The organism is Erythrobacter sp. HA7-11 (assembly GCF_055693605.1).
The window spans coordinates 1,682,075-1,701,176 of the sequence record NZ_JBVFUF010000002.1; the positions used below are offsets into that span (position 1 = coordinate 1,682,075).

Below are 19,102 nucleotides of genomic sequence, written 5' to 3' on the forward strand. Positions count from 1 at the left end.
GATTGCGCAAAACCAGCCTTTCCTAGGTACTTCACGATATGCCTGGTATAGCTGTGATCAAGCCATCGGATTGTTTCGCCAAGCCTTCCGGCGAGCCATCCTGCCCCACGGTACCGCTCTGGATTATCATTTGCAGCGCTGCGCGATAGTAGGCCGAGGCAGCCCTGTGATCATTAGCCAATAGCCGGTGATCCGCTTTTGCCGCCAATGCGTCCGGGTCTCGCGGATTGGCTATGAGGCGGCGATCTGCCTCCTCTTCAGTCATCGTTGGAGCAGGATTAGGATCGTTTGCCATCAGTAGAGCAAATGCTGGCGCACCGCTTGTACCCAGGCTGCCTCGTCATTTGACGCCAGCGCGTCAAGGTCGCTTGGCCGTGCGGAAGGATCATCGACCCATTCACGCAGTGATGGCCCGCCATTGATCACATCGATCGCCAGGACGTCATTGGTGTATTCATATTTGAAGTCTTTGCCCCGCCACAAATCATAGTTGGGATAGAGCGTGCGGATCGCCTTGAAGGCGAGTGCCTGAAGTCGCCAAGGCTTGAATGCATCGTGATCGTAATGCGGACCTTCCGCGTGAATCATCAATGCGTTGCAGAGTTTTCCAGCATGTTTGTGGAAAGTTGGTTCGAACCAGCAATCGCGCAAGATGCAGCCCTGCAGCCAATCAGAATCGAGGCCTTGCATCTCTGCCAGCACAGCCTTGGCATCGATGTCGGGAGCGCCGAAGAGCACCTCGAGCGGCCGCGTGGTCCCTCGGCCCTCTGAGACCGTGGCGCCCTCGATCATAACGGTGCCAGCGTAAGCGCGCGCCATGTTGAGGCTCGCCGCATTGGGTGACGGGTTGATCCAGATGCGGTCCTTTGGCCACCCATGGCCAGGTCCGTCAGGCTGCCAGCCCTCCACCGCTACAACGCGATACTCCACATCGAGGTCAAAATGCTCAATAAACCAATGACCCATCTCGCCCATCGTCAGACCATGGCGCATCGGCATCGGAGCGGCGCCAACAAAGCTTTCATGTCCTGGGACCAGCAAAGTGCCCTCGACCGGACGCCCGGCAGGATTTGGACGGTCGAGCACCCACACCTCTTTGCCATGCGCTGCTGCCTCTTCGAGCAGGTAAAGTAGTGTAGTGACGAAGGTGTAGATGCGGCAGCCAAGGTCTTGCAAATCGAACAGGAACACATCCGCGCTCGACATCATCTGCCCGGTTGGCCGGCGCACCTCGCCATAAAGCGAGAAAACCGGCATGCCGTATTGCGGATCGGTCTCGTCCTGCGTCTCGACCATATTGTCCTGCTTGTCGCCCTTAAGGCCGTGCTGCGGACCAAAGGCACTGGACACAGTTACACCGGCGGCGATTAGCGCGTCGAGACTATGTGTCAGGTTCTCCGTCACACTCGCCGGATGCGCGACAAGCGCGACGCGCTTTCCTTCGAGCGCGCCAAGCAATTGCGGGTCTGCCAACAGGCGATCAATTCCGAACTTCATATCGGCACGGTTGCGACACTGACGCGCCAAAGGCAATGGCTTTTGCCCGTCGTCCACCTATATTGCCCTGCATGGATTGGATGTTGGCCATTATCGCAGCCCTATGGGCGATCATTCTCGGCGGCGCGGGCGGCCTGCTGACCGAAATCGGCGAGTGGTATCGCAATCTGAACAAGCCGAGCTGGCAGCCACCCGATTGGCTGTTCGGTCCAGCCTGGACTTTAATCCTCGGCCTTTCAGGATGGAGCCTCTATCTGGCCTGGCAAGGCGCGCCGTCGCCCGACGACAAACGCATTGTCGCCGCGCTGTTCGGGATTAACTTCGCGCTGCATCTCGCTTGGTCGCCGCTATTCTTCAAGGTGAAGCGTCCCGATTGGGCGCTGATCGAGAACGTATTCCTATGGCTGTCTGTTTTGTCGCTCTGCGCCGTGTTGCCGCAATATTCGTCGCTCGCCGGATGGCTGAACATGCCGTACATCGCGTGGGTTAGCTTCGCGATGCTGCTGAACTGGAAGATCGTCCAGTTGAACGGCCCGTTTGGCGAGCAAAAGGCGACCTAGCGTTCGACGATTATCTGGCGACACGCCTCGCTGTGAAACTCCGGCTTGCCCGGCGGAAACGCCAGCGCCCAAAACTGCAGCGTTCCGTCATTATGCTCGACGATGGCGTTGAGCGCGACCTGCGCCGGGTCCGGCAACTCGGATGCGATGCTCGCCTTGAGCACCAACTCATTGTCACTGTGTGAGCAAGCAATTGCGATCGCATCGACTGGCGCGTCCTGCGAATTCTCTCGAAAACTGTCGAAGTCATAGCAGGCCCATCGGCTCGACGGAGACAGGTTGAATTCGCGGTAATAGGTTCCGCCAATCGGCTGCCAGAAGATCTCGAAGCAGGTCGTCTTCCACAGATTGTCCATCCGCTCAGATGCGGCATGGGTCGGAACCTTGATTCCGGCAATCGTGCCATCGAGACGGAACTCCGCGTCGCAGCCGACATCGGTGGGCGTAATCTGAGCGGTGACCGAACGGATCGGGCCGAGGTCACAGGTCTGGTGGAGCATGAGTGGTTGCATGGCATCGCCTATTGCTGAGCAACCATCGCGAAGCAATGGCCATTCATGGCTTTCCCGTCGCTTTGCACACTGTTAAGCGCACGCGCATCATGACTGCACACGAATCCGATCTCTTGCGCCTGCTCGATGAGCGAGGCTATATCCACCAAGTCACAGATCACGGCGCGCTCGACCAGCTGGCTGCGAAACAGGTCGTGCCTGCATATATCGGCTTCGATGCGACCGCGCCGAGCCTCCACGTCGGCAGCCTGGTGCAAATTATGATGCTGCGCAGATTGCAGCAGACCGGGCACAAACCGATCGTTGTGATGGGGGGCGGTACGACCAAAGTGGGCGATCCATCCGGCAAGGATGAGAGCCGCCAACTGCTCGATGGAGCGGCGATCCAGAGCAATATCGCCTCGATCCGCACCGTGTTCGAACGCTTGCTGACATTCGGCGATGGACCGACCGACGCGATCATGGTCGACAATGATGAGTGGCTTTCAAAGCTAGGCTATGTCGAGCTGCTGCGCGATGTCGGCCCGCACTTCACCATTAACCGCATGCTGACATTCGATTCGGTGCGGTTGCGGCTCGACCGCGAGCAGCCGCTCACCTTTCTTGAATTCAACTACATGATCCTGCAGGCATACGACTTCCTCGAACTCGCGCGCCGCTACGGTTGCCGCTTGCAGATGGGCGGCAGCGATCAGTGGGGCAATATCGTCAACGGCATGGAATTGTCGCGGCGAATGGAAGGGCGCGAACTGTTCGGTCTTACGACGCCGCTTCTCACAACCGCTGACGGTGCGAAGATGGGTAAGACGGCTGCAGGCGCGGTATGGCTCAATGAAGATGCCCTGCCCGCCTATGACTTCTGGCAATATTGGCGAAACATCGACGACCGCGATGTCGTACCGGTTCTTGAAGCTCTTCACCGATCTTCCGCTTGATGAGATTGAGCGACTCGAGAAGCTCGAAGGCGCTGACATCAACGATGCGAAAATCATCCTCGCGAATGAAGTGACCAAGTTGGTGCGCGGCGAGGAAGCAGCAACGGCTGCCGAGGCGACCGCCAAAGAGACCTTTGCTGGCGGTGGTGCTGGCGAAGATCTGCCGACTCTATCGGTCGGGCCTGAAGGCATGCGGATTGGCGCAGTGCTCACCGAGATCGGCTTCACCGCTTCCAATGGAGAGGCAAAGCGCAAAATCGCAGAGGGCGCGGTGAGGCTCGATGGCGAGGCAATCACCGACCCGGGATACCAGGTTGTTCCGGACGCCGGCGAAAGCCTAAAGCTCAGTCTTGGCAAGAAAAAGCACGGCCTGATCACCCAATAGATTGCGCGTATAGCGGACACTGCGGTGAAAGTGTCCCAGCGGCTTTACCAATTATCAGCCTTTCTAAGTCATTGGGGTAGGAACTCGAATGATAATGGAGGGTCGAAAAACGTGTCAGCCGGAGCCAATCTGAGCGTCACAGATATGCGTCGTGCAGCCCGTCACCCGGTGGATTTCCCGGTGATCGTGGAACATTTTTCGCATGGTGATCTGAATCTTCACGTCTCGAACCTGTCTGCGCACGGGTTTATGGTCGACGATGCTGCAAAGCTAAACCGCGGTGATCGTGTCATCATCCGTCTGCCTGTTGTTGGCCGCATCGAGGCCTATGTGATCTGGCAGCATGAAGAGCGCGCTGGTTTCCAGTTTGAACGTATCATTCGGATCGACGATTTCGTCGAGATTATCGACGCGATCCAACCCAATCCTCGCTTGCGTCGCAAGCGTTAGGGCAAAGCTCAACTCCGCCACCTGCTAGTTTCGCCTTCTTGGCAGCGCGCTATGCGCCTGCCATGGGCGGTGCGTGAGCGAAATCGAGCAAACCTCCCCTCACCCGTTTCGGGTCCGCAATTTCCGCGCTTATTGGGTCAGCCGATTTGCGATGACGCTCGCGCAATATGCGATGCTCCTCATAATTGGTTGGCAGACCTACAACATTGCGCGCGACGGAGGGATGTCCATTGCCGAAGCTTCGGGACAGCTCGCACTCATCGGCCTTTTCCAATTCCTGCCGCTATTCGTCCTCACGCCATTCACAGGGCTCGCTGCAGACCGGTTTGATCGGCGGCGCCTAGGCCAGATTACCGTACTGCTGCAATTGCTGTGCGCCGCGGCGCTTGGATGGTTCACTTGGACCGGCGCAATCTCGCTGCCGATCCTGTTTGCGATTGCAGTGGTGCTGGGCATGGCACGCGGGTTTGCGGGACCTGCGCTCTCTGCCCTCGCGCCGAACCTCGTCCCCAAGCCGTCTCTGCCGACCGCAATTGCGCTGTCCTCCATCGCTTGGCAGGTTGGCATGATCGTAGGACCGGCCATAGGCGGAGTGCTTTATCGCATCGCCCCCGCGCTTCCCTATTTCGCCGCGACTGTGCTGTTCAGCGTTTCACTTGTCGCTCTCGCACTTATCGGGAAAGTCTCGCAGCCTGCCGTGCGCAAGGACCAGCGCCCGATTGGCGCGATTGTCGATGGCCTCTCTTACGTTGTGCGCAACAAGATGGTGCTCGGAGCCATCACGCTCGACCTATTCGCCGTGTTTCTAGCCGGAGCGACGGCGCTCTTCCCCGTCTATGCCCGCGACATCCTGCAATCAGGTGAGATCGGCCTGAGCCTCCTCGCCGCAGCACCTGCCGTGGGCGCAGCGAGCACGGCGCTCTATTTCTCGTTCCGTCCGCTCAAGACCAATGTCGGGCCGAAGATGCTGTGGGCCGTTGCGCTGTTCGGCCTCGCCACAGTGGTCTTTGCTGTCTCAACCTCCATGCCGCTCAGCCTAGCTATGCTGCTTATCGTTGGAGCAGCGGACATGTTCAGCGTCTATATCAGACAGTCGCTGATCCAATTGCATACGCCCGATGAAAAGCGCGGGCGCGTCTCCTCGGTCTCCTTGCTCACGATCAGCGCTTCGAATGAAGGCGGCGATGCTTTTTCTGGCTTTCTCGCAAGCGCAATCGGCCCGGTCGCGGCAGTAGCGGCAGGAGGAATCGGCGCGATTGTAACCGTGGCTGCGTGGAGCCGAATATTCCCAGTGTTACGAACGACTAAAACCTTCGATCCGCCAAAAGACATGCTAGAAGACCACACAAATACGACATCCCCAAAGGGAAAAATTCAGGAGAGCTGACATGAAAGCTGCAAACATTCTCGAAACGATTGGCAACACCCCGCATATCCGGCTGTCGCGTTTGTTTCCCGATCACGAAGTGTGGCTGAAGTCAGAACGCGCCAATCCAGGTGGCTCGATCAAGGATCGGATCGCCCTGGCTATGGTGGAAGACGCAGAGAAGTCCGGCGCACTGAAATCTGGTGGGACAATTGTCGAGCCAACCAGCGGGAACACCGGCATCGGTCTTGCGATGGTCGCCGCGGTCAAAGGCTACAAGCTGGTGCTGGTCATGCCCGAAAGTATGTCTGTTGAGCGTCGCCGCTTGATGCTCGCTTATGGCGCCTCGTTTGACCTCACGCCGAAGGAAAAAGGCATGAAGGGCGCAATTGAGCGCGCGACAGAAATTGTCGGAAGCACTGATGGCGCATGGATGCCTTCCCAATTTGAAAACCCTTCCAACCCCTCAGTCCACGCGCGCACGACCGCGAAGGAAATCCTTGCCGACTTCGCCGATGCTCCAATTGATGTGATGATCACTGGCGTTGGCACGGGCGGCCACCTGACCGGTTGCGCAGAAGAGCTCAAGAAGAGCTGGAGCGGCATGAAAGCCTATGGCGTTGAGCCGGAGCTTTCGCCCGTGATCTCCGGCGGCCAGCCCGGCCCTCACCCGATCCAGGGGATTGGTGCAGGCTTCATTCCGGGCAATTTGCACACAGACTCGATTGATGGCGCGATCCAAGTCGATGCCGACGCTGCAAAGGACATGGCGCGACGTGCAGCAGCCGAAGAGGGCATGCTGATTGGCATTTCGTCGGGCGCAACTCTTGCGGCGATCGCGAAAAAGCTGCCCGACTTGGATGCAGGGAGCCGCATCCTCGGCTTCAACTACGACACCGGCGAGCGTTACCTTTCGGTGCCGGACTTCCTGCCCGTAGAATAATGAGACTGCAGGAACCGCAGGGCGCACCGTTCAGTTAATCTGATCTTGATTTGACGATGCCACACTCTCGCGATCAGGAGACAGAGACATGAAATTCGTCAAACTCGATTCTGCGTGGTGGCAACTATCTGGTTGCGGTCCAAAACGTCGCTTGGCTGCGCACTGCTGAAAATGGTCAGACGAATGTCGGCATTGTTGGCGGTCAACCTTTGTTGGTGACCGGGACAATTGAGGAAGTCGCTGAGAAGATCGTCAACGGTTAGGCACCACATACAAAAAGGCCCGAGAGACGCTGCTCCCGGGCCTTTTTCGTGACGATTTCTTTTCGATCAGGCCGCAGTAGCAAACGCCTCTTCGGTCAGCTTCATCATGTTTTCGCTGCCAGCTTCCAGCTTGCGGCGCAGCGCGCCTGCATCAGGAAGGAAACGCTCGGCATAGTATGCAGCCGAGGTCAGCTTTGCTTCGTAGAACGCTGCATCATCCGTACCTGCGTCCAACGTCGCTGCTGCAACCTTGGCCTGTTTCAGCCAGAAGAAGCCAAGCGTGACGATGCCCATGATGTGCATGTAGTGGTGTGCGCCAGCGCCGAGGTGGTTCGGGTTGGCCATCGCGTTCTGCATGAACCACATGGTCGCTGCCTTCTGTTCGCCCAATGCCTTCTCAAGCTTGATCGCTAAGTCAGCGAGATTTTCGTTTGTCTTGGCTTCGGCGATCTCATCGTCGATCATTTTGAAGAAGGCCTGCACGGCGCGGCCGCCCTTCGATGCGAGCTTACGTCCGCAAAGGTCCATCGCTTGAACACCGTTGGTGCCTTCGTAGATCATCGCAATCCGGCTATCGCGTACGAACTGCTCCATGCCCCATTCCTTGACGTAGCCGTGCCCGCCATAGACCTGCTGCATGTTGTTCGCGATGTCATAGCCCTTATCGGTGCCATAGCCTTTGATGACCGGCGTCATCAGGCCGATCAGGTCATCGGCAAGCTGACGCTCTTCCTCGGTCTGCGCCTTATGCGTCAGGTCAACTTGCAGTGCGCCCCACAGGCACAGCGCGCGCATACCTTCGTTGAAAACCTTGGCGTCCATCAACATGCGGCGCACGTCGGGGTGAACGAAGATTGGGTCAGCCTGCTTGTCGGCTTCCGCCGGACCGGTCAGAGCGCGGCCCTGACGGCGATCAAGCGCGTAGTTGACTGCGTTTTGATAGCTGACTTCGGCCTGTGCGAGCCCTTGCAGACCTACGCCGAGACGCGCCGCATTCATCATGATGAACATCGCCGCGAGGCCTTTGTTCTCTTCGCCGACCATATAGCCTGTGGCTTCGTCGTAGTTGAGAACGCAGGTCGCGTTGCCGTGAATGCCCATCTTCTTCTCGATCGAGCCACAAGTCACACCGTTGCGCTCACCTGGCTCGCCATTCTCGTCGAGAATGTATTTCGGCACGATAAAGAGCGAGATGCCCTTTGAGCTGTCGGGCGCACCCGGTGTCTTGGCGAGCACGAGATGAATAATGTTGCTGGTGAGGTCGTGCTCACCGGCCGAGATGAATATCTTGGTGCCGGTGATCTTGTAGCTGCCGTCCGCTTGAGGTTCAGCTTTCGTGCGGATCATGCCCAGGTCGGTGCCGCAATGTGGCTCGGTCAGGTTCATCGTCCCTGACCACTCGCCCGAGATCATCTTGGGCAGATAGGTCTCTTTTTGCTCTTGCGAACCGAGCCGCTTCGATTGCTGCCGAAGCGCCGTTGGTAAGGCCAGGATACATGCCAAAGGCCTGGTTTGCCGTCGCGGTGAACTCTTCCATCACAAAGCCGAGGACGTGCGGCAGGCCTTGGCCTCCGAATTCTTCCGGCTTGGCGAGCGTGCCCCAACCGCCTTCGACATAAGCCTGATACGCTTCTTTAAAGCCGTCAGGCGTTGTCACCGATCCATCTTCATGACGGGTGCAGCCCTGCTCGTCGCCAATCTGGTTGATCGGAGCGAGAACCTCGGCGGCGAATTTGCCAGCTTCGTTGACGATTGCGTCAATCATGTCGGGCGTGGCGTTTTCGAAACCCGGCAGGTTTCCATAGCTCGCCAGATCGAGCATTTCATTGACTACGAAGCGGGTGTCGCGGGTAGGGGCGGTATAGGTTGGCATCACTAAATCCCTTAGTGGAGTGTTTGGTTGGCGTTCAGGCGGAGTGGTCAGCCGAGGTCGAGCTTTTCTATCTCAGCGACAAAGTCGGTCAGTTCTTTGATCGATGAATCGATATCGGCTCGCTGAGCTTTCAGCTTGGCGATATGCGTCTTGCACTTTTCAATCGTGACGCGGCGTTGTTCAACTCGGCCATCATCGAGATCGTAAAGGTCGATCATTTCACGGATTTCAGTGAGGCTAAAGCCGACATTCTTCGCCCGCATGATCCACGCAAGGCGAGCTCGATCACGCTTCGAGTATACCCGCGTCAAGCCGACGCGCGCTGGAGAGATCAGCCCCTCATCCTCGTAAAAGCGCAACGCCCGCGCCGTGCATTCGAACTCGCTGGTAAGGTCGGAAATCGAATATTGCTCTCGCTCGTGCTTATCCGGACGATCCAGATGAGCGCCTTTGCGGGTCGAAGTTTGTGCATGTGCTGTAGCCATGCTCATTCTCTACCTTACCTTTACGTGAGCGTCAAGTCTTGACCTTTACGAGAGTTCCGCCCTCCACATTGCGGTAAAAGCATGACGTCGCGCCGGTGTGGCATGTGGGTCCCGCAGGCGTTACCTTAAGGACAATGGCATCCTGATCGCAATCGACCAGCATCTCTTCGACTTCCAACACGTTCCCTGAGGTTTCGCCTTTCATCCAAAGAGCATTGCGAGAACGGGACCAGAAATGCGCTCGCCTGGTCTCCTGAGTTTTCTCCAGCGCCTCAACGTTCATAAACGCGACCATCAGCACTTCGTTGGTTACCGATTCGGTAACCACCGTCGTCAGCAAACCGCGGTCGTCAAACTTGGGCAGGAATGCGCTCCCTTGCTCACGATCTTCCTTTGACGGTGACGATTTCATTTCACGATTGTTATTCAACGGCGTATCTCTCGACGAATGGATGCAATGCTGCGACAGCTTGTTGCACGATAACCACATAGTTGGCGCAAAATCCACAGCGCAGCGGTTTCAACCTTCCGAATTTAAGACTCAAATGAGACAAGACTTACCGCAAGCCTTTGCGGGTTTGCCCACCGGAATACGGCGTCTCAAGAATGCCAGGTTCAGGGGGTACCGCAGATTGCCGACCGCGGGGTGTTGGCATCAGCGGATTGAACGATGAGGGATTGGATCCTGGCGGCCAAATTAGGGGGTGGCTGTCTGAGCTCTTAAGAGCGGGTTCGATGATTTTCGTCACGTGGCGCCCGGGGTCTTAATGACCTCGGGCGTTATGTTTTGGGTCTTGTACTTTTTGCCCAATGCGAATTCGCTTTCCAGAACACGCGCGAAGCATGCAATCGTGACTGACTTTGCCTCGGCGCCAAGAAGCGCTTCGACACAAGCATCGCTGGTCGCGCCGCTGGTCAGCACATCATCCACCAGAATGACGTCGCGGCCTTTGATCTGGTCAGCGCGAGACGAGTTGATCTCAATGGCCCCCGATAGAACTTTGCGACGTGCGTTCGCGCCCATGCCGCCGAGGCTTTGCGTACGCTTGCGCCTGGTCAGTCCATCAATCAGGAGCTCCCCTTTCCCACGCTTGGCCAATTCTTGAGCGAGCAGTCCAGACTGATTGAAGCCGCGCTGCCACAGGCGCCAGCGATGCAGCGGAACCGGAATAACCAATGGTGGGCCCTCGCCTTTCGCATCCGGTAGCCGTGCGGCGAGCAAGCGACCCAGCAGCGATGCGAGCGCAACCTTGCGTCCATGCTTGAAGGTCAGCACCAACTTTCGGGAGGCGTCATTGTAGGCTGTCGCCGCTGTTATGCCTGAATGCATGGGCGGGTTGGTTACGCAGGGGATGCAGACCGAATCCTCCTCACTTCTGGCCGCGTCGAATGGTCTACCGCAACTTGAGCACGACGGATCACTCGGGATCGAAAGTTCACCCCAACACCCGCTGCAAAGGCCGCCTTGTTCGGCCAGCGCGTCGCCGCATAGCGGGCAGCGCGGCGGATAAACCAGATCGACGATCGGCTTTAGACTCAAACCTATCTGTTGACCCCACCCCATACCACCGTCTCGCACGGCTTGCGTCTCCTGCGCAAGCAATGCAGGGGAGCGCCATGTCCTCCGGCAGCGTTCCTCAGATCTTCGATAAGACCCGTCGCTTGGCGCGTGCTCGCCGCGCTTTGGTGTTTCAGAGCCGCGATGATGCCGCGCATTACATTATCGACGATATGATTGAGGACGTGCTTGAGCGCGTCGATTTCATGCGATTGCCTGAAGGGCAGGCGAGCATCGTAGGCGACATAACTGGCGTGCTTGCACCTGCTTTGGCGGAGCGCGGGATCAAGGCGAGCGACGTTGACGGAATGGCTCATCATGAGGAACACCCGTGGCCTTTCCCGTCCCAAGATTACATCTTCGCGCTTGGCACTCTCGACACTCTTAATGACCTGCCGGGAGCGCTACTTCACTACCGCAATGCCCTGAACGATGGCGGTCTATTCATGGCTCAGATCATGGGTGCTGGGAGCCTCCCTGCTTTGCGCCAGATTGTGCTTGCAGCTGACGGCGATCGGCCCGCCGCGCGCATTCATCCGCAGATAAATAGCCGCGCGGCAACTGCCTTGCTCGAACGCGCAGGCTTCTCTCGCCAAGTCGTCGATAGCCGGACGGTGACAGTTCGATTCTCAAGCCTTCAACGCCTCGTCGGCGATCTGCGCGAACAGGCGCTAACGGCCGTTCTGACAGACCGCGCCCCTACCCTCACCCGCGCTGCCTACACGCGGGCGGTAGAAGCGTTCGACAAATTGCGAGAAGAGGATGGCAAGGTCACTGAAACCTTCGAAATCCTCACGCTTACCGGTTGGCGATGATTACCCCTTGAGCGCAGCCTGCGCCGCTGCGAGCCGAGCAATCGGCACGCGGTAGGGTGAAGCTGAAACATAATCGAGCCCGGTTGTCTCGCAGAAGTGGATGCTCGCGGGATCGCCGCCATGCTCGCCGCAAATGCCGAGCTTGATGTCGCCGCGCGTAGCCCTACCCCGTTCAGCTGCCAGCTCGACTAATTGGCCAACGCCATCAACATCGAGGCTCACGAAGGGATCGCGCGCGAAGATGCCTTTCTCGACATAGGGCGCTAGGAAGCGCGCACTATCATCACGTGACACGCCCAGTGTCGTTTGCGTCAAATCGTTCGTACCAAAGCTGAAGAACGCGCCCTCATGCGCGATCTCACCGGCCATCAGAGCCGCACGCGGCAGCTCGATCATCGTGCCGACCAGATACTCGACGCGCATACCTTTCTCGACGAACACCTCATCCGCCACCCGCTCGATCAGCTCGCGCAGGATCGCCAGCTCCTTGCGAGTCGCGACGAGCGGCACCATGATCTCTGGCAGTGGCGCTTCACCCTTGGCTGCGACATCGCAGGCCGCTTCAAAGATCGCGCGCGCCTGCATCTCGTAAATCTCAGGATAGGTGATCCCGAGACGGCACCCGCGATGGCCCAGCATCGGGTTGAATTCATGCAACTCCCCTGCCCGGCGCTTTAGGTGGTCTACGCCGAGCCCCGTGGCATCCGCCAACTCCTCGAACTCCGCATCGCCATGCGGCAGGAACTCGTGCAGCGGCGGGTCGAGCAGCCGGATCGTGCACGGCAGCCCGGTCATCACCTCGAAGATCGCCGTGAAATCCGCGCGCTGTTCTGGCAGCAGCTTCTCGAGCGCACCGCGACGTCCCACCTCGTCTTCAGCCAAGATCATCTGACGCACCGCGCTGATCCGGCCAGCATCGAAGAACATGTGTTCAGTGCGGCACAGGCCAATGCCCTCGGCGCCGAATTGCCGCGCCATCTTGCAATCCGCCGGCGTCTCCGCATTGGTGCGCACTCGCATACGGCGGTGCTTGTCCGCCCATTCCATCAGCACGCCAAAGTCGCCCGCAAGCTCCGGTTCCACAGTCGGCACAATGCCAAGCATCACCTGACCATTTGCCCCATCGAGCGTGATCTCGTCGCCCTCTTTGAGCTCCTGGTTGCCGATCCGCAGGGTGCGCGATGCGATGTCGATCGACACGCCGTTCGCGCCCGATACGCAAGGGCGCCCCATGCCGCGCGCCACTACCGCTGCGTGTGACGTCATGCCGCCACGCGCCGTTAGGATGCCTTGCGCTGCGTGCATGCCGTGGATGTCCTCTGGCGAAGTCTCGACCCGCACCAGGATTACCTTCTCGCCCTGATGAACCTTCTGCTCCGCCGTATCGGCATCGAGCACGATCTTGCCCGCCGCCGCTCCGGGCGATGCTGGAAGGCCAGTCGTCAGCACATTGCGCTCTGCTTCAGGGTCAAGCGTCGGGTGCAGCAGCTGATCGAGAGCCATCGGATCGACACGGCCAATCGCGGTTGTCTCGTCGATCAGCCCCTCGCCAACCATGTCCACCGCCATCTTGAGCGCCGCCTTCGCGGTCCGCTTGCCAGAGCGGGTTTGCAGCATCCAAAGCTTGCCGCGCTCCACGGTGAACTCGATGTCCTGCATGTCCTTGTAGTGGCCTTCGAGCAGGTCAAACACGCGCGCTAGCTCGCCGTATGCCTCGGGCATTGCCTCTTCCATCGAAAGCGGCTTGGCCCCCGCCACCTCACGCGCCGCCTTGGTCAGATACTGAGGCGTGCGGATGCCAGCCACCACGTCTTCACCCTGCGCATTGATCAGGTACTCGCCGTAGTAAGCGCGCTCGCCGGTCGCGGGATCGCGGGTGAAGGCGACGCCGGTCGCGCTCGTCTCACCCATATTGCCGAACACCATCGCCTGCACGTTGACCGCCGTGCCCCAGTCACCAGGGATGTCGTTCAAGCGGCGGTAGACCTTCGCCCGGTCGCTGTCCCAGCTGTCGAACACCGCACGGATCGCGCCCCACAGCTGCTCGGTCACATCCTGCGGGAACGGCGCGCCCTGCTCGGCTTCGACGATGCCCTTGTACTCGGCGACCAGCTCGCGCCAGTCATCGGCGGACAGCTCGGTATCGGCATAGAAGCCGTTGTCTTCTTTGCGGATCTCCAGCGCTTCCTCGAACAGTCCGTGGTCGATCCCCAGAACCACATCGGAGTACATCTGAACGAACCGGCGATAGCTGTCCCATGCGAACCGCTCATCGCCTGACGTGCTCGCGAGCCCCTCAACCGTTGCGTCGTTGAGGCCGAGGTTGAGCACCGTGTCCATCATGCCGGGCATGGAGACGCGCGCGCCTGAGCGGACCGAGACGAGCAGCGGGTCTGCCGCATCGCCAAAGCGCTTGCCGACGCTGGCTTCAATGTGCGCGAGTGCTTCTGCGACCGCGCCGCGCAGGGCATCGCCGAAGGCCGCGCCTTCTTGCAGGTAGCGCACGCACTCCTCGGTGGTGATGGTGAAACCCGGAGGCACCGGCAGACCGATGCTCGCCATCTCCGCCAGGTTAGCGCCCTTGCCGCCGGTGACCGTCTTGTCCGCTTGGCGCGAGTCGTCATGCGCGGCGTTTCCGCCGAAGGGGTAGACGGTGGTGGTCATAGGTGTCCTACTCGGTTCGTCGATGGTGAAGCACACATGGACCGCATGTTACACGGTCCTGAAGCTAAAAGGTTGCGGGGTGACGGCAGCGCCATCTTACCCTTCGATCCGGCTGAAATCGGCCACATTGCCGACCGCGCGGGTAAAGCTGGCGAGCAGATTGAGGCGCGCTTCGCGTTTGGCGGGACGGTCATCATTAACTGTCACATCCTCGAAAAAGGCATCGATCGGCGCGCGCAGGGTCGCAAGCGCTGCCATCGCATCTTCAAACCGCTCTTCGGATATCGCCGCTGCCGCTTTCGGAGCCGCCTCACCCAGAGCGTCGATCAGAGCCTTTTCGTACCGGTTCGGGCGGGTAGGAAAGCGATTTGCCATCAGCATTATCGGCAGCATACCATTCTTCCTTCTTCAGGATATTCGCCGCGCGCTTGTAGCCGGCCAGAAGATTGGTGCCGTTTTCAGACGCCAAGAAGCTTTGCAATTCGCCGGCACGAACAACGATACGATCCAACCGTACCGTCATCTCGAGAATTCCAGCGCCTAGACGCTTCGATACGGTCATGACCGATACCACTCTGCTTCAACTGAACCTTCAAGCGGCCCAGCAAGAACGGCGGGACAGTCGTAAGGATCTTTCGTGAAGAACGCTCCGCTTCGCTCAATTCTCTTGTAGGGTCTTCTTGACCCAGCCATTTCTGGGCGATGGCGTCCGTGTGAAGTATCACTTGGTTCCCTAAAATGAGTGAAATGATGCCAAGCGCCGTACGTCTTAGCGCGAATGGGTCCTTAGAACCGGTAGGGAATTCCTCAATTTCGAAGAACGCGAACAAGCTATCAAATTTATCCGCCAGCGACACCGCCACCGTGACCGGCGCGGTCGGCACGTCGTCGCCCTGCCCCACCGGCTTGTAGTGATCGCGGATCGCGTCTGAGACTTCTTGCGGCAGGCCTTCCTTCTCAGCGAAATATCCGCCCATCAGGCCTTGCAGTTCGGGGAACTCGCCGACCATTTCGGTTACAAGATCGGACTTGCATAGCTCAGCTGCTTGGCGAGCGAGCTTTGGATCGCAGTCGGGGACAATACCTTCAGTAGCAAGCCACTCGGCCAGCTTTGCAACCCGCTCGACCTTGTCGGCGACCGTGCCCAGCTTCTCGTGGAAGGTAATCCGCTCCAGCTTCTTGGCGTGCTCGGCCAACGTGGTCTTCCGGTCCAGCTCCCAGAAGAAACGCGCATCAGAAAGCCGCGCGGCAAGCACCTTGCGATTACCGTCGACCACCACCGCCGGATCGACCGCGTCGATATTGGCGGTGCAGATGAAAGCGTTTGCGAGGCGGTTCTGGCCGTCATTGGCGGCTTCTTCACACACGAAATATTTCTGGTTCACCCGCGCGGTCAGCTGGATAACCTCGGGCGGAACGTCGAGATATTCCTCCTCAAAGCGCCCGAGCAGAGGCACTGGCCATTCAGTCAGGCCGGCATTTTCAACCACCAGACCCTCGTCTTCAACCAAGGTGAGGCCAGCCGCCTCGGCAGCCGCATTTGCGCCCTCACGCACCTTCGCTTCGCGCTCGGAGTGATCGACGATCACATTTGCGCTGCGCAGAATGTCGCCGTAATCGTCCGCACTGTTGATGGTAAGCACGCCATCCGAGTGAAACCTGTGCCCCATCGTCTCGCGGCCACTGGCTAGCCCGTCCATCACGCATGGGACAACTTCGCCATCGAGCAGCGCGACAATGCCGGACAATGGCCGAACCCAGCGCAGGCTCTCGGTCGAGACCGAAGCTTCGCCCCAGCGCATCGACTTGGGCCAGCTAAAGTCGCGGATGATCGCAGGGATCGCGGCGGCGAGTAGATCGGCAACCGCCTGACCCGGCTTTTCGACAACCGCGAAGTAGGTGTTGCGCCCCTTGACGTCGCGCACTTCGAGCTGATCGCGCGTGACACCGTTCTTGCGGCAAAACCCATCGACCGCCTGATCCGGCGCGCCTTCGGGTGGACCTTTGGCTTCCTCGCTGACGGCTTCGGTTTCGGTCGGCAAATCGCGGGCAATCAGCGCAAGGCGACGCGGGGTCGACCAGATGGTCAGCTCGCCCACAGCCACACCAGCGGCATCCATCTCACGCCGGAACAGCTTTTCAAGCTCAGCCCGCGCGCCCTTTTGCATGCGGGCGGGGATTTCTTCGGAGCGGAGTTCGAGGAGAAAGTCGCTCATTGTGACCACTCCGGATATTTCTCGGCCCAGCCCGCCGCTTCCTTCGCCATATGCGCCTCGCAGCTGCCGCGCGCCAGATCACGGACGCGGCCCATGTAAGAGGCGCGCTCCTGCACGCTGATCACGCCGCGCGCTTGCAGCAGGTTGAAGATGTGGCTCGCCTCAACCGCCTGCTCATATGCAGCGATCGGCACTTGGGCCGCGAGAGCATTTTTGCATTCCGCCTCCGCCTTGTTGAACAGGTCAAACAAAGCGTCCGTGTCTGCGACCTCGAAATTCCATTTTGACATCTGCTTCTCGTTCTCGAGGAAGACATCGCCATAGCTGACGCCGTTCTGATTGAATGCGAGATCGTAAACGCTGTCGACGCCCTGGATATACATGGCGAGGCGCTCAAGACCGTAGGTCAGCTCGCCCGCGACCGGCTTGCAGTCGAACCCGCCCATTTGCTGGAAATAGGTGAACTGGGTGACTTCCATTCCGTCGCACCAGACCTCCCAGCCCAGCCCCCATGCGCCGAGCGTCGGCGATTCCCAGTCATCCTCGACAAAGCGGATGTCGTGCTTGAGCGGGTCGATGCCGATCTGCTTCAGGCTCTCAAGATACAGCTCCTGAATGTCGGCGGGCGATGGCTTCAGGATCACCTGATATTGGTAATAGTGCTGAAGTCGGTTCGGGTTCTCGCCATAGCGGCCATCGGTCGGACGGCGGCACGGCTGAACAAACGCCGCATTCCAGGGCTCTGGCCCGAGCGCGCGCAAAGTCGTCGCGGTGTGAAACGTGCCTGCCCCCATGCGCATGTCATAGGGTTGCAAGATCACGCAGCCATTCGCACTCCAGAAATCGTGCAGCGTCAGGATCATGTCCTGAAACGAGCGTTTCGGATCGCGCTGAGTGGCGCCAGGGGCCGCCATGGGTTGAGGCATCTCTCCGGTCATGGCGGCGGCTTTGGCGGATGCCCTAACCAGCGTCAATGCCGCGGCGCAGCATTGGCACAGAATGGCGCAATTGACGCGGCGTCATGGTCAGCTTTGTGTGACTTTAAGTCAGGTAGTCTTGACATAGTCAGCGAATCGCGACATATAGTCATGCATACCTGACATATAGGAATAATAACGTGACAGACAAAGAGATCGACTTCGAGCACCTGATCAAGCGAATTTTTCAGCCGAAATCTGCCGCAGATCGAGAATTGATGTGGACCGCGATCGGCTTCTTCGTGTTCGGCGCAATCGTGTTCTGAGAGCCCTGACAATGCCTTACTCTATCAAACCGAATTACGATGATGATTGCGCAACAGTGTTTATTGCGCCGCTGATCGTACTCGTGTGTGCGGGATAACACCGGCATGACCAAAGCAACCACATTTGAATGGGCCGGATGGATAGGCCTATCGGCAACCAGCATCGGACTGATCGGCGCGATACTCCCGATCGCCGAAGATATTGGCACGATTGGAGGGGTTATTGCCTTCCTGTGCTGCTGGGTGCTGCTTTCGACCCGCAATGCCGATGAATTCACGCAAGCGCTGTGGACCTCGGCGGCGAGCCTCGCATTTACTTCGCTTCTCGTGATGATGATTGTCTGGCCGTTTCTCGAAGGCGTGGTCGCTGGATTGCGCGGCATCGACGATGCAGAGCCTTCTTTCGCAGGCATTATCGGCTGCGCGATTGTCGCGTTCTACATTGGCCTCTTTTGGAAGCGGTTTGCAGGGGTTCACCTGAGATGAAAAACCGCCTCAAAGTCCTGCGCGCAGAGCGCGATTGGAGCCAAGCCGAGCTTGGCGTTCACCTCGACGTATCACGCCAGGCAGTGAACGCGATCGAGACCGGCAAGCACGACCCTTCCCTGCCGCTTGCGTTCAAGATCGCGCGCCTTTTTGACATGCCAATTGAAGAGATTTTCGTTGACGAATTCTGAGCCAAACGAACAACCCAACTCGCTTCTAGTGCGAGCAATCATCCTCACCGGCGGTGTCGTCGGGTCAGCCTTCCTGCTCGGCGTCCTGATGGGTTTTGTTTCCGGATCGCTGGAAAATGGCGGCGTGTCAGCAACAGGCATCGCCAGTGTCGCTGGCATAGTTCTCGCAATGGGCGCGATCTTTTATCTCGCATGGCGTTTCTGGCCGCGTAGCGAACCGGGCCCAGTGCCAGCAAGCGAACGCAAATCGCGCAACCTGTACTACGCCGGTATGGCGCTCGGTGTGGCTTTGGGAGTCTTTCTCGTCTTGACCGGCGGCGATGCGAGCAACGCTGTTTTCTCCAACGGCCCGATCACATCAACCGCTGCTATCGGAGCGATCCTGGTGTGGGCCATCATCGCGCCGATCGGCACGCTGTGGTGGCTACGCACCACCGATGAGCACGACATTGCGGCCTATCTCGACGGCGGCAATATCGCATTCCATGTCTACGTATTTCTTGTCCCGAGCTGGTGGATGGCCACCCGAGCGGGTTGGATCCCCGCCCAAGACCCGATGATCGTCTGGCTGGGCGTCGCAATCATTTGGGGCATCGGCTGGGCCTACCGAAAATATGCTTAGCCCTGCAACAAATTCAAATTCCGTTCATTTAACAAACA

Annotated in this window: 17 protein-coding genes and 4 pseudogenes; 10 read left to right on the top strand and 11 right to left on the bottom strand. The window is 58.8% G+C overall.

What is annotated here, in order from left to right; translation table 11 throughout:
- Nucleotides 1–31: 31 nt before the first annotated feature.
- Together ACZ1GU_RS08680 and ACZ1GU_RS08685 are read right to left on the bottom strand one after the other, a co-directional pair.
- Complete coding sequence (locus ACZ1GU_RS08680; RefSeq protein WP_472647618.1) at nucleotides 32–295, bottom strand: hypothetical protein; 264 nt, start codon at nucleotides 293–295, stop codon at nucleotides 32–34.
- On the bottom strand, nucleotides 295–1,497 hold the full coding sequence (locus ACZ1GU_RS08685; protein WP_472648741.1) for an exo-beta-N-acetylmuramidase NamZ family protein: 1,203 nt from the start codon (nucleotides 1,495–1,497) through the stop codon (nucleotides 295–297). Before ACZ1GU_RS08685 ends, ACZ1GU_RS08680 begins: the two co-directional genes overlap by 1 nt.
- An 80-nt stretch (nucleotides 1,498–1,577) precedes the next feature.
- Between ACZ1GU_RS08685 and ACZ1GU_RS08690 the strand changes: the two genes are divergently transcribed.
- Entirely contained in the window at nucleotides 1,578–2,057 is a 480-nt protein-coding gene (locus ACZ1GU_RS08690) for a TspO/MBR family protein (RefSeq protein ID WP_472647619.1), read from the top strand.
- On the opposite strand, the gene ACZ1GU_RS08695 is transcribed toward ACZ1GU_RS08690, so the two are convergent.
- Nucleotides 2,054–2,569, bottom strand: a complete 516-nt coding sequence (locus tag ACZ1GU_RS08695) for a DOMON domain-containing protein (protein ID WP_472647621.1) — start codon at nucleotides 2,567–2,569, stop codon at nucleotides 2,054–2,056. The genes ACZ1GU_RS08690 and ACZ1GU_RS08695 overlap by 4 nt on opposite strands.
- An 89-nt stretch (nucleotides 2,570–2,658) precedes the next feature.
- Here ACZ1GU_RS08695 and tyrS point away from each other — a divergent pair.
- From tyrS to cysK, 4 genes and pseudogenes are all read left to right on the top strand, one after another.
- Nucleotides 2,659–3,889 (top strand): annotated as a pseudogene (tyrS, locus tag ACZ1GU_RS08700) (tyrosine--tRNA ligase).
- 111 nt (nucleotides 3,890–4,000) lie between these two features.
- Complete coding sequence (locus tag ACZ1GU_RS08705) at nucleotides 4,001–4,339, top strand: PilZ domain-containing protein (RefSeq protein ID WP_472647622.1); 339 nt, start codon at nucleotides 4,001–4,003, stop codon at nucleotides 4,337–4,339.
- A 73-nt stretch (nucleotides 4,340–4,412) separates the two neighbouring features.
- Nucleotides 4,413–5,726, top strand: a complete 1,314-nt coding sequence (locus tag ACZ1GU_RS08710; protein ID WP_472647624.1) for an MFS transporter — start codon at nucleotides 4,413–4,415, stop codon at nucleotides 5,724–5,726.
- 1 nt (nucleotide 5,727) lies between these two features.
- Entirely contained in the window at nucleotides 5,728–6,648 is a 921-nt protein-coding gene (cysK, locus tag ACZ1GU_RS08715; protein ID WP_472647626.1) for a cysteine synthase A, read from the top strand.
- Nucleotides 6,649–6,977: 329 nt separating this feature from the next.
- Here the strand turns inward: cysK and ACZ1GU_RS08720 are convergent.
- From ACZ1GU_RS08720 to ACZ1GU_RS08740, 5 genes and pseudogenes are all read right to left on the bottom strand, one after another.
- Nucleotides 6,978–8,784: pseudogene (locus ACZ1GU_RS08720) on the bottom strand (acyl-CoA dehydrogenase C-terminal domain-containing protein).
- A 47-nt stretch (nucleotides 8,785–8,831) separates the two neighbouring features.
- Nucleotides 8,832–9,269, bottom strand: coding sequence for a MerR family transcriptional regulator (locus tag ACZ1GU_RS08725; RefSeq protein WP_472647627.1), 438 nt, complete (start codon nucleotides 9,267–9,269; stop codon nucleotides 8,832–8,834).
- 31 nt (nucleotides 9,270–9,300) lie between these two features.
- Nucleotides 9,301–9,681 carry a phosphoribosyl-AMP cyclohydrolase gene (gene hisI / locus ACZ1GU_RS08730; RefSeq protein ID WP_472647628.1) on the bottom strand — a complete coding sequence of 127 codons (381 nt, stop codon included), beginning with the start codon at nucleotides 9,679–9,681 and terminating at the stop codon, nucleotides 9,301–9,303.
- Nucleotides 9,682–10,014: 333 nt separating this feature from the next.
- On the bottom strand, nucleotides 10,015–10,599 hold the full coding sequence (locus tag ACZ1GU_RS08735) for a ComF family protein (RefSeq protein ID WP_472648742.1): 585 nt from the start codon (nucleotides 10,597–10,599) through the stop codon (nucleotides 10,015–10,017).
- A 27-nt stretch (nucleotides 10,600–10,626) separates the two neighbouring features.
- Nucleotides 10,627–10,833 (bottom strand): annotated as a pseudogene (locus ACZ1GU_RS08740) (double zinc ribbon domain-containing protein); the annotation flags it as partial.
- A gap of 53 nt (nucleotides 10,834–10,886) precedes the next feature.
- Here ACZ1GU_RS08740 and ACZ1GU_RS08745 point away from each other — a divergent pair.
- The gene (locus ACZ1GU_RS08745) at nucleotides 10,887–11,642 is read left to right on the top strand and encodes a class I SAM-dependent methyltransferase (protein WP_472647629.1); all 756 of its coding nucleotides are present in this window, start codon (nucleotides 10,887–10,889) and stop codon (nucleotides 11,640–11,642) included.
- On the opposite strand, the gene ppdK is transcribed toward ACZ1GU_RS08745, so the two are convergent.
- From ppdK to ACZ1GU_RS08760, 3 genes and pseudogenes are all read right to left on the bottom strand, one after another.
- Nucleotides 11,643–14,306 carry a pyruvate, phosphate dikinase gene (gene ppdK / locus ACZ1GU_RS08750; protein ID WP_472647630.1) on the bottom strand — a complete coding sequence of 888 codons (2,664 nt, stop codon included), beginning with the start codon at nucleotides 14,304–14,306 and terminating at the stop codon, nucleotides 11,643–11,645.
- Nucleotides 14,307–14,402: 96 nt separating this feature from the next.
- Nucleotides 14,403–16,522: pseudogene (gene glyS, locus ACZ1GU_RS08755) on the bottom strand (glycine--tRNA ligase subunit beta).
- Nucleotides 16,519–17,436, bottom strand: coding sequence for a glycine--tRNA ligase subunit alpha (locus tag ACZ1GU_RS08760; protein WP_472648743.1), 918 nt, complete (start codon nucleotides 17,434–17,436; stop codon nucleotides 16,519–16,521). Before ACZ1GU_RS08760 ends, glyS begins: the two are co-directional and overlap by 4 nt.
- Before the next feature lie 203 nt (nucleotides 17,437–17,639).
- Here ACZ1GU_RS08760 and ACZ1GU_RS08765 point away from each other — a divergent pair, with 203 nt between their 5' ends.
- From ACZ1GU_RS08765 to ACZ1GU_RS08780, 4 genes are all read left to right on the top strand, one after another.
- Nucleotides 17,640–17,765 (top strand): hypothetical protein, encoded by a 126-nt coding sequence (locus ACZ1GU_RS08765; RefSeq protein ID WP_472647632.1) that lies wholly within the window; start codon nucleotides 17,640–17,642, stop codon nucleotides 17,763–17,765.
- A gap of 105 nt (nucleotides 17,766–17,870) precedes the next feature.
- Entirely contained in the window at nucleotides 17,871–18,251 is a 381-nt protein-coding gene (locus ACZ1GU_RS08770; RefSeq protein WP_472647634.1) for a hypothetical protein, read from the top strand.
- Nucleotides 18,248–18,442 (top strand): helix-turn-helix transcriptional regulator, encoded by a 195-nt coding sequence (locus tag ACZ1GU_RS08775; RefSeq protein WP_472647635.1) that lies wholly within the window; start codon nucleotides 18,248–18,250, stop codon nucleotides 18,440–18,442. The genes ACZ1GU_RS08770 and ACZ1GU_RS08775 overlap by 4 nt, the downstream gene beginning before the upstream one ends.
- Nucleotides 18,429–19,064: a hypothetical protein gene (locus tag ACZ1GU_RS08780; RefSeq protein ID WP_472647636.1), complete on the top strand. Its 636-nt coding sequence runs from the start codon at nucleotides 18,429–18,431 to the stop codon at nucleotides 19,062–19,064. The genes ACZ1GU_RS08775 and ACZ1GU_RS08780 overlap by 14 nt, the downstream gene beginning before the upstream one ends.
- Nucleotides 19,065–19,102 lie beyond the last annotated feature (38 nt).

What these genes read in the sequence shown, in the direction of transcription:
- ACZ1GU_RS08680 (WP_472647618.1), bottom strand. Translation starts at nt 295, where the DNA reads ATGGCAAACGATCCTAATCCTGCTCCAACGATGACTGAAGAGGAGGCA.
- ACZ1GU_RS08685 (WP_472648741.1), bottom strand. Translation starts at nt 1,497, where the DNA reads ATGAAGTTCGGAATTGATCGCCTGTTGGCAGACCCGCAATTGCTTGGC.
- ACZ1GU_RS08690 (WP_472647619.1), top strand. Translation starts at nt 1,578, where the DNA reads ATGTTGGCCATTATCGCAGCCCTATGGGCGATCATTCTCGGCGGCGCG.
- ACZ1GU_RS08695 (WP_472647621.1), bottom strand. Translation starts at nt 2,569, where the DNA reads ATGCAACCACTCATGCTCCACCAGACCTGTGACCTCGGCCCGATCCGT.
- cysK (WP_472647626.1), top strand. Translation starts at nt 5,728, where the DNA reads ATGAAAGCTGCAAACATTCTCGAAACGATTGGCAACACCCCGCATATC.
- ACZ1GU_RS08725 (WP_472647627.1), bottom strand. Translation starts at nt 9,269, where the DNA reads ATGGCTACAGCACATGCACAAACTTCGACCCGCAAAGGCGCTCATCTG.
- hisI (WP_472647628.1), bottom strand. Translation starts at nt 9,681, where the DNA reads ATGAAATCGTCACCGTCAAAGGAAGATCGTGAGCAAGGGAGCGCATTC.
- ACZ1GU_RS08735 (WP_472648742.1), bottom strand. Translation starts at nt 10,599, where the DNA reads ATGCATTCAGGCATAACAGCGGCGACAGCCTACAATGACGCCTCCCGA.
- ACZ1GU_RS08745 (WP_472647629.1), top strand. Translation starts at nt 10,887, where the DNA reads ATGTCCTCCGGCAGCGTTCCTCAGATCTTCGATAAGACCCGTCGCTTG.
- ppdK (WP_472647630.1), bottom strand. Translation starts at nt 14,306, where the DNA reads ATGACCACCACCGTCTACCCCTTCGGCGGAAACGCCGCGCATGACGAC.
- ACZ1GU_RS08760 (WP_472648743.1), bottom strand. Translation starts at nt 17,436, where the DNA reads ATGGCGGCCCCTGGCGCCACTCAGCGCGATCCGAAACGCTCGTTTCAG.
- ACZ1GU_RS08770 (WP_472647634.1), top strand. Translation starts at nt 17,871, where the DNA reads ATGACCAAAGCAACCACATTTGAATGGGCCGGATGGATAGGCCTATCG.
- ACZ1GU_RS08775 (WP_472647635.1), top strand. Translation starts at nt 18,248, where the DNA reads ATGAAAAACCGCCTCAAAGTCCTGCGCGCAGAGCGCGATTGGAGCCAA.